The organism is Paracoccus denitrificans, from assembly GCF_900100045.1.
GTDB classification, from domain to species: Bacteria; Pseudomonadota; Alphaproteobacteria; order Rhodobacterales; family Rhodobacteraceae; genus Paracoccus; species Paracoccus denitrificans.
The window spans coordinates 155,121-162,128 of record NZ_FNEA01000012.1; the positions used below are offsets into that span (position 1 = coordinate 155,121).

At 68.5% G+C, this 7,008-nt stretch carries 7 protein-coding genes; 5 read left to right on the top strand and 2 right to left on the bottom strand.

What is annotated here, in order from left to right; all coding sequences use genetic code 11:
- Positions 1–17 precede the first annotated feature (17 nt).
- Positions 18–1,115, top strand: coding sequence for an ABC transporter ATP-binding protein (locus BLT64_RS12705; protein WP_041530647.1), 1,098 nt, complete (start codon positions 18–20; stop codon positions 1,113–1,115).
- Positions 1,116–1,213: 98 nt separating this feature from the next.
- Positions 1,214–1,654 carry a pore-forming ESAT-6 family protein gene (locus BLT64_RS12710; RefSeq protein WP_011750299.1) on the top strand — a complete coding sequence of 147 codons (441 nt, stop codon included), beginning with the start codon at positions 1,214–1,216 and terminating at the stop codon, positions 1,652–1,654.
- Between the two features lie 83 nt (positions 1,655–1,737).
- Here BLT64_RS12710 and BLT64_RS12715 read toward each other — a convergent pair whose 3' ends face one another.
- On the bottom strand, positions 1,738–2,079 hold the full coding sequence (locus BLT64_RS12715) for an MmcQ/YjbR family DNA-binding protein (RefSeq protein WP_011750298.1): 342 nt from the start codon (positions 2,077–2,079) through the stop codon (positions 1,738–1,740).
- Between the two features lie 155 nt (positions 2,080–2,234).
- Here BLT64_RS12715 and cysS point away from each other — a divergent pair, with 155 nt between their 5' ends.
- The 3 genes from cysS to BLT64_RS12730 are packed head-to-tail and all read left to right on the top strand — an operon-like array spanning position 2,235 to position 6,090.
- Positions 2,235–3,623, top strand: a complete 1,389-nt coding sequence (cysS, locus tag BLT64_RS12720; protein ID WP_011750297.1) for a cysteine--tRNA ligase — start codon at positions 2,235–2,237, stop codon at positions 3,621–3,623.
- A gap of 32 nt (positions 3,624–3,655) precedes the next feature.
- Positions 3,656–5,278: a citramalate synthase gene (gene cimA / locus BLT64_RS12725; RefSeq protein WP_011750296.1), complete on the top strand. Its 1,623-nt coding sequence runs from the start codon at positions 3,656–3,658 to the stop codon at positions 5,276–5,278.
- The gene (locus BLT64_RS12730; RefSeq protein WP_011750295.1) at positions 5,275–6,090 is read left to right on the top strand and encodes a squalene/phytoene synthase family protein; all 816 of its coding nucleotides are present in this window, start codon (positions 5,275–5,277) and stop codon (positions 6,088–6,090) included. The genes cimA and BLT64_RS12730 overlap by 4 nt, the downstream gene beginning before the upstream one ends.
- 48 nt (positions 6,091–6,138) lie before the next feature.
- On the opposite strand, the gene eno is transcribed toward BLT64_RS12730, so the two are convergent.
- Positions 6,139–7,008, bottom strand: an 870-nt coding sequence (eno, locus tag BLT64_RS12735) for a phosphopyruvate hydratase (protein ID WP_074810496.1), incomplete at its 5' end; no start/stop codon positions are given.

A 7,008-nucleotide genomic window follows, 5' to 3' on the forward strand; every position in this document is an offset into this window, starting at 1 on the left:
TGGCCGATGCGCGCCCGATGATCGAATGCCGCGAGGTGCAAAAGCATTACGGCGACTATCACGCGCTGCGCGGCATCGACCTGACCATCCGGGCCGGCGAGTTCTTTTCGCTGCTTGGGCCCTCGGGCTGCGGCAAGACCACGCTCCTGCGCACGATCGCCGGGTTCGAGGACATCTCCTCGGGCGCCGTCCTGATCGACGGCAAGGACATGGAGCGGGTGCCGGCGAACCGGCGGCCTACCAACATGGTGTTCCAGTCCTATGCCATCTTCCCGCATCTGTCGGTGGCCGAGAATGTCGGCTTCGGCCTGCGCCGCGATCCGCGCTCGCGCGTCGAGAAGGCGGCGGCGGTCGAGGAGGCGCTGGAGATGGTCGGGCTGAAGGGCTATGGCACCCGCGCCAGCCATGCGCTTTCCGGTGGGCAGCGCCAGCGGGTGGCCCTGGCCCGCGCGCTGATCCTCAAGCCCAAGGTGCTGCTGCTGGACGAGCCGCTTTCGGCGCTGGACCGCAAGATGCGCGAGCAGATGCAGGTGGAGCTGATCAAGCTGCAGCGCCAGGTCGGCATCACCTTCGTGCTGGTCACGCATGACCAGGAAGAGGCGCTGGTCATGTCCGACCGCATCGCGGTGATGTTCGAGGGCCAGATCGCCCAGCTCGACGGGCCCGAAGCGCTTTATGCCCGCCCGACCAGCCGCCGGGTGGCGAATTTCATCGGTGTGATGAACTTCCTGCCCGCCCGCGTGCTGGGCGAGACGGGCGGGGCGGTGCAGATCGAGGCGCCGGGGCTGGGCCGCGTCGACATTCCCATGGCCAATGTCAGCCGCGCCGATCCCGGCGACCTGGGGCCGACGGTCGGCTTCCGACCCGAGGCGGTCTCGCTGGTGGCATCCGGCGCGCAGGGTGCGAACCGGGTCACCGAAGGGGTGGTCGACGAGGTCGTCTATTACGGCGACATGACCTATTACGACGTGCGGCTGGACGGCTCGGCTGGCTTCGACGGCCAGGCGCGCCCGGTCCGCATCGCCATGCGCAACGTCTTCGGCCGCGAGGTGCAGGATGTCGGCACCCGCGCGAATGTGAGTTGGTCTCCGGGGTCGCTGGTGCTTTTCCGCTGATCCGGTGCGAAAGCGACCGCGGCATTCCGCCGACCCTGTTTGCGGCCCCGGCTGGGGCGTGCCACAGTCCCGGCACAACGCAACAGACGGAGATCGAGATGATCGCACGTTTCGCAATTCTGCCCACCCTGGCCCTTGGCCTGACCGCGGGCCTGGCCCTGGCGCAAGAGACGGCGCCGGCCGACCCCGCCGCCCCGCCGGCGACGACCGAGGCGCCTGCCGCGGTGCCGGCGCAGGACAATGGCGCCGCCTATGAAAGCGCGCGCAACCAGTTGGGCGTCCTGGCCTATTGCCAGGAACAGGGCCATATCGACGGCACGGCGGTCGAGATCCAGACCAAGCTTCTGGCGATGATCCCGGCGGGCGATACCGCCATGGGCGATGCCGCCGAAGCCAAGGGCAAGGAAGGCACCGTCTCGGCCATGGGCGTCGAGCGCACGCTGGCCGATGCCGCGACCGAGCAGAACACCACCGAAGAGGCGCTCTGCAAGCAGATGGAAGGCTTGCTGCAACAGCTCGCCTCGCAGGTTCCGGCCTGACGCTTTGCTGATCGTTCCTGGCGCGGGGCCAGTCGCTCGGCCCTTCGCCTCTGGCCGGCTCCTTCGGGGGCCGGCCATTTTCGTCACAAGGACGGCAGGGTGGCCTGCACCTTCTTCGGCAGGGCGCCGCGCACCAGGCGATAGGAATGGCGGATGCGATGCGCCAGTTCGTCCGGTGCCGAATCGAGCGGCAGCGCGACCCAGCTGCGATGCAGATAGGCCGCGCGTTCGGCCACGCCGGTCTCGATCAGGAATTCGGCCATCTCGACGCTGTCGGTCTTGACCGAGACATGCGTGCCGACGGCGCCCGTGACGGCAAAGGTCTTGCCGCCGATCTTCCAGCAATCATGGCCGCCGCCCCAGGGATCCGACCACTCGGCCCCGGGCTGTGCGGCGCAGATCTCGTTGACCAGTTCGCGGCTCATGGGCGGAGTTTTGCAGCCTCTCTTGGCATAGGCAAGACAATGCGTTAAGGCGGGCGCATGAAGGCAGGAACCGCCACCATCCGCTGCATCATTACCGGCTGAAAATTCAGGCGGGCGGTTCATGGTGACCTGACGACGCCCGCAAAGGGGAAGTCATGGTCGAGATCAGGCTGACGAATACCAGGACGCGCCGGAAAGAGGTTTTCCGGCCCATCGACCCGCAGAATGTGCGGCTCTACCTTTGCGGGCCGACGGTCTATGACCGGGCGCATCTGGGCAATGCCCGTCCCGTGGTGGTGATCGACGTGCTGGTGCGGCTGCTGCGCCATCTGCTGGGCGCGGATCACGTCACCTATGTGCGCAACTTCACCGACGTGGACGACAAGATCAACGCCACCGCCCTGGCCCGCAAGGAGGCCGGCACCCCCGGCACGCTGGAAGAGCTGATCCGCGAGCGCACGCATGAGACCATCGGCTGGTATCATGCCGACATGGATGCGCTGGGGGCCGAGCGGCCCGATCACGAGCCGCGCGCCACGGATTACATCGGCGAGATGATCGCCATGATCGAGACGCTGATCGCCGGCGGCCACGCCTATGCCCGGGATGGCCATGTGCTGTTCCGCGTGCGCTCCTACGCCGATTACGGCAAGCTCTCGGGGCGTTCGGTGGACGACATGATCGCCGGCGCCCGGGTCGAGGTCGCGCCCTTCAAGGAAGACCCGATGGACTTCGTGCTGTGGAAGCCGTCGGACGACGAGCTGCCCGGCTGGGACAGTCCCTGGGGTCGGGGCCGTCCGGGCTGGCATATCGAATGCTCGGCCATGTCCTATGAACTGCTGGGCGAAAGCTTCGACATCCATGCCGGCGGGATCGACCTGCAATTCCCGCATCACGAGAACGAGATCGCGCAAAGCTGCTGCGCCCATCCGCACGGGGATTTCGCCCGCGTCTGGCTGCATAACGAGATGCTGCAGGTCGAGGGCAGGAAGATGTCCAAGAGCCTGGGCAATTTCTTCACCGTCCGCGATCTGTTGGACCAGGGTATCCCGGGCGAGGTGATCCGCTTCGTGCTGCTGTCGACGCATTACCGCAAGCCGATGGACTGGACGGCCGAAAAGGCGCGCGAGGCCGAAGCCGTGCTGCGCCGCTGGCGCGGCCTTGTCGCCGGCGTCGAGCCCGCGCCAGGCCCGGCCCCCGCCGTCGTCGCGGCGCTTGCCGACGACCTCAATACCGCGGGGGCGATCGCGGCCTTGCACGAGATGGCGGGGCAGGGCGACGGTCCCGGCCTTTTGGCCGGCGCCCGGATGCTGGGGCTGCTGACCGAGGATCTGGGCGGCTGGATCGCCGAAGGCCCCGACCTGTCGGCGCTGACCGAACGCATGGCCGCGCTGCGCGCCGATGCCAAGGCCAGCAAGGATTTCTCGGCCGTGGATGCGCTCAAGCAGCGTCTTCTGGATGCGGGGGTCGAGGTCCGCATGAGCGCCGCCGGGGTCGAGCTTCTGCCCGGCCCGGATTTCGACGCCGCGAAACTGCCCGAATAACCGAACACCAGCCAGCCGAAGGGGCCACCCCGATGACGCGCCAGCGCCTTTACCTCTACGACACCACGCTCCGCGACGGACAGCAGACCCAGGGCGTGCAGTTCTCCGCCGCCGAGAAGGCAGAGATCGCGCAGATGCTGGACCGGCTGGGCGTGGATTACATCGAGGGCGGCTGGCCCGGCGCCAACCCGACCGACAGCGACTTCTTTGCCCAGGCGCCCGCGACCCGCGCCACCATGACCGCCTTCGGCATGACCAAGCGCGCCGGGCGCTCGGCCGATAACGACGACGTGCTGGCGGCGGTGATGAATGCAGGCACCCGCGCCGTCTGTCTGGTCGGCAAGACGCATCCCTTCCATGTCCGTGAGGCGTTGGGGATCTCGCTGGAGGAAAACCTCGACAATATCCGCGCCTCGGTCGCGCATCTGGTGGCTTCGGGGCGCGAGGCGCTGTTCGATGCCGAGCATTTCTTCGACGGCCATGCCGACGATCCCGATTATGCGCTGGCCTGCCTGCATGCCGCGCTGGAGGCCGGCGCGCGCTGGATCGTGCTGTGCGACACCAACGGCGGCACCCTGCCCGAGCGGGTGGGTCAGGTGACCCGCTCGGTGATCGCCGGCGGCATTCCGGGCGAGCGGCTGGGCATCCATTGCCATGACGACACCGGCAATGCGGTGGCCTGCACGCTGGCTGCCGTCGATGCCGGCGCGCGGCAGGTGCAGGGCACGCTGAACGGGCTGGGCGAGCGCTGCGGCAATGCCAGCCTGACCAGCATCATCCCGACCCTGCTGCTGAAGGAGCCCTATCGCTCGGCGCTTGCCACCGGCGTCGCCCCCGAAGGGCTGGCCGGTCTTACGCGCATCTCGCGCCGGCTGGACGAGATCCTGAACCGCGCGCCGACCCGCGCCGCGCCCTATGTCGGCGCCTCGGCCTTTGCCCACAAGGCCGGGCTGCATGCCAGCGCCATCCTGAAGAACCCCGCGACCTACGAGCATGTCGACCCGGCCACGGTGGGCAATGAGCGCATCATCCCGATGTCCAACCAGGCCGGGCAGTCGAACCTGCGCGCCCGCCTTGCCGGGGCGGGGATCGAGGTCGGCCGCGACGATCCGGCCCTGGCGCGCATCCTCGACCTGGTCAAGGCGCGCGAGGATGCGGGCTATGCCTATGACGGCGCGCAGGCCAGCTTCGAGCTGCTGGCCTTGGCCGAGCTGGGCCGGATGCAGCACTACTTCACCGTCGAGCGCTATCGCGTCACCGTCGAGCGGCGCAAGAATGCGCTGGGAAAGCGCATCTCGGTCTCGGAGGCCGTGGTGGTGGTGCAGATCGGCGGCGAGCGCATGCTTTCGGTCAGCGAAAGCCTGGACGAGCAGGGGCATGATCGCGGCCCCGTCAACGCGCTGTGGCGGGCGCTGGCCAAGGATCTGGGCCCCTATCAGGCCGCCATCGACGACATGCATCTGGTCGATTTCCGCGTCCGCATCATCGGCGAAGGGGTCGAGGCGACGACCCGGGTCATCATCGACAGCGCCGACGGCCATGGCCATCGCTGGTCCACCGTCGGCGTCTCGCCCAACATCGTCGATGCCAGCTTCGAGGCGCTGGTCGAGGCGATCCGCTGGAAGCTGATCCGCGACGGGGTGGTGCCGGCATGAGCCTTGAGGATTGCGCCGACGCGCTGCGCGACCACGATCCCGACCGCTTCGGCATCTGCCTGCTGGCGCCGGCCGAGGCGCGGGCGAAGCTCATGACGCTCTATGCGCTGAACCTGGAGCTTGCGCGAGCGCCCCTGGCCTCGACCGAGCCGCTGATCGCCGAGATGCGGTTGCAATGGTGGATCGAACGGCTGGAGGATATCGGCGCGGGCAAGCCGCAATCGCATGAGCTGCTGACGCCCCTGGCCGAAGCCTGGGGTCCGCGCGCCGCCGGTTTCGCGGTCCTGGCCGAAGCCCGCCGCCGGGATGCGGCGCGCGCGCCGCTGGACGGGCCGGATGCGGTGGTCGCCTATGTGCGGGATACGGCGGTGCCGCTGGCGCAGTTCGCGGCCGAGGCCCTGGATGGCGCCACCGGGGGCTTCGCGCCCCCGGACCCCCGCGGGGTATTTGGAAAACGGAAAAACACGGAGGTTGCGAGCGTCATCGCCGCGCAGGCCGAGGGGGTGGGGCTGGCGCATTGGCTGGCCGCATTGCCGGCCTTGCAGGGGTTGGGACTGGGGCTTTGGGATGCCGCGCCCGGGGCGCTGGCGCAGATCGCCGGCCATGCCCGGGCGAAACTCGCCGAGGCCAAGGCGCAGCGTCGCCATGTGCCGCGCCGGCTGGCGCCGGTGCTGTTCCCGGGCGCCGGCGTGCGGGCCGCCTTGCAGGCCGCGCCGCGGGGGATCGAGGCACTGGCCGGTGCCGCGCCTTCGGAGTTCCGCCGCCGGCTTGCGCTTGGCTCTTTTGCCCTGACGCATCGCTGGTGGATATGAAAAGGGCGGCCACCGGGGCCGCCCTTCAGCGTTCCGATCTCGTCCGGTTCAGCCGCGCAGGATGGATTTCCCGGCATATTCGGCGGTGGCGCCGAGCATTTCCTCGATGCGGATGAGCTGGTTGTATTTCGCCAGCCGGTCCGAGCGCGCGAGGCTGCCGGTCTTGATCTGGCCGCAATTGGTCGCCACGGCCAGGTCGGCGATGGTGGCGTCCTCGGTCTCGCCCGAGCGGTGCGACATCACCGAGGTATAGCGTGCGCGGTCGGCCATGCGCACCGCGTCCAGCGTCTCGGTCAGGGTGCCGATCTGGTTCACCTTGACCAGGAGCGAGTTGCCGCAGCCCTTGGCGATGCCCTCGGCCAGACGTGCCGGGTTGGTCACGAACAGGTCGTCGCCGACCAGTTGTACGCGGCCGCCCAGCGTGTCGGTCAGCAGTTTCCAGCCGTCCCAGTCGTCCTCGGCGCAGCCGTCCTCGATCGACAGGATCGGGTAGTCGTTGCACAGTGCTTCCAGGTAGGCGACGTTCTCGGCCGGGCTCAGCGACTTGCCCTCGCCGGCCATCTCGTATTTGCCGCCCTTGAAATATTCGGTCGAGGCGCAGTCCAGCGCCAGCATGATGTCGTCGCCGGGCTGGTAGCCGGCCTTCTCGATGGCCTTGAGGATGAAGTCCAGCGCATCGCGGGTGCTGCTGAGGTTCGGGGCGAAGCCGCCCTCGTCGCCGACGCCCGTCGCCAGACCCGCCGAGGACAGCTCCTTCTTCAGCGTGTGGAACACTTCCGAGCCCATGCGCACGGCTTCGCGGATGTTCTCCGCCGCCACCGGCATGATCATGAATTCCTGGATGTCGATCGGGTTGTCGGCATGTTCGCCGCCGTTGATGATGTTCATCATCGGCACCGGCAGCACGCGGGCGCCCGC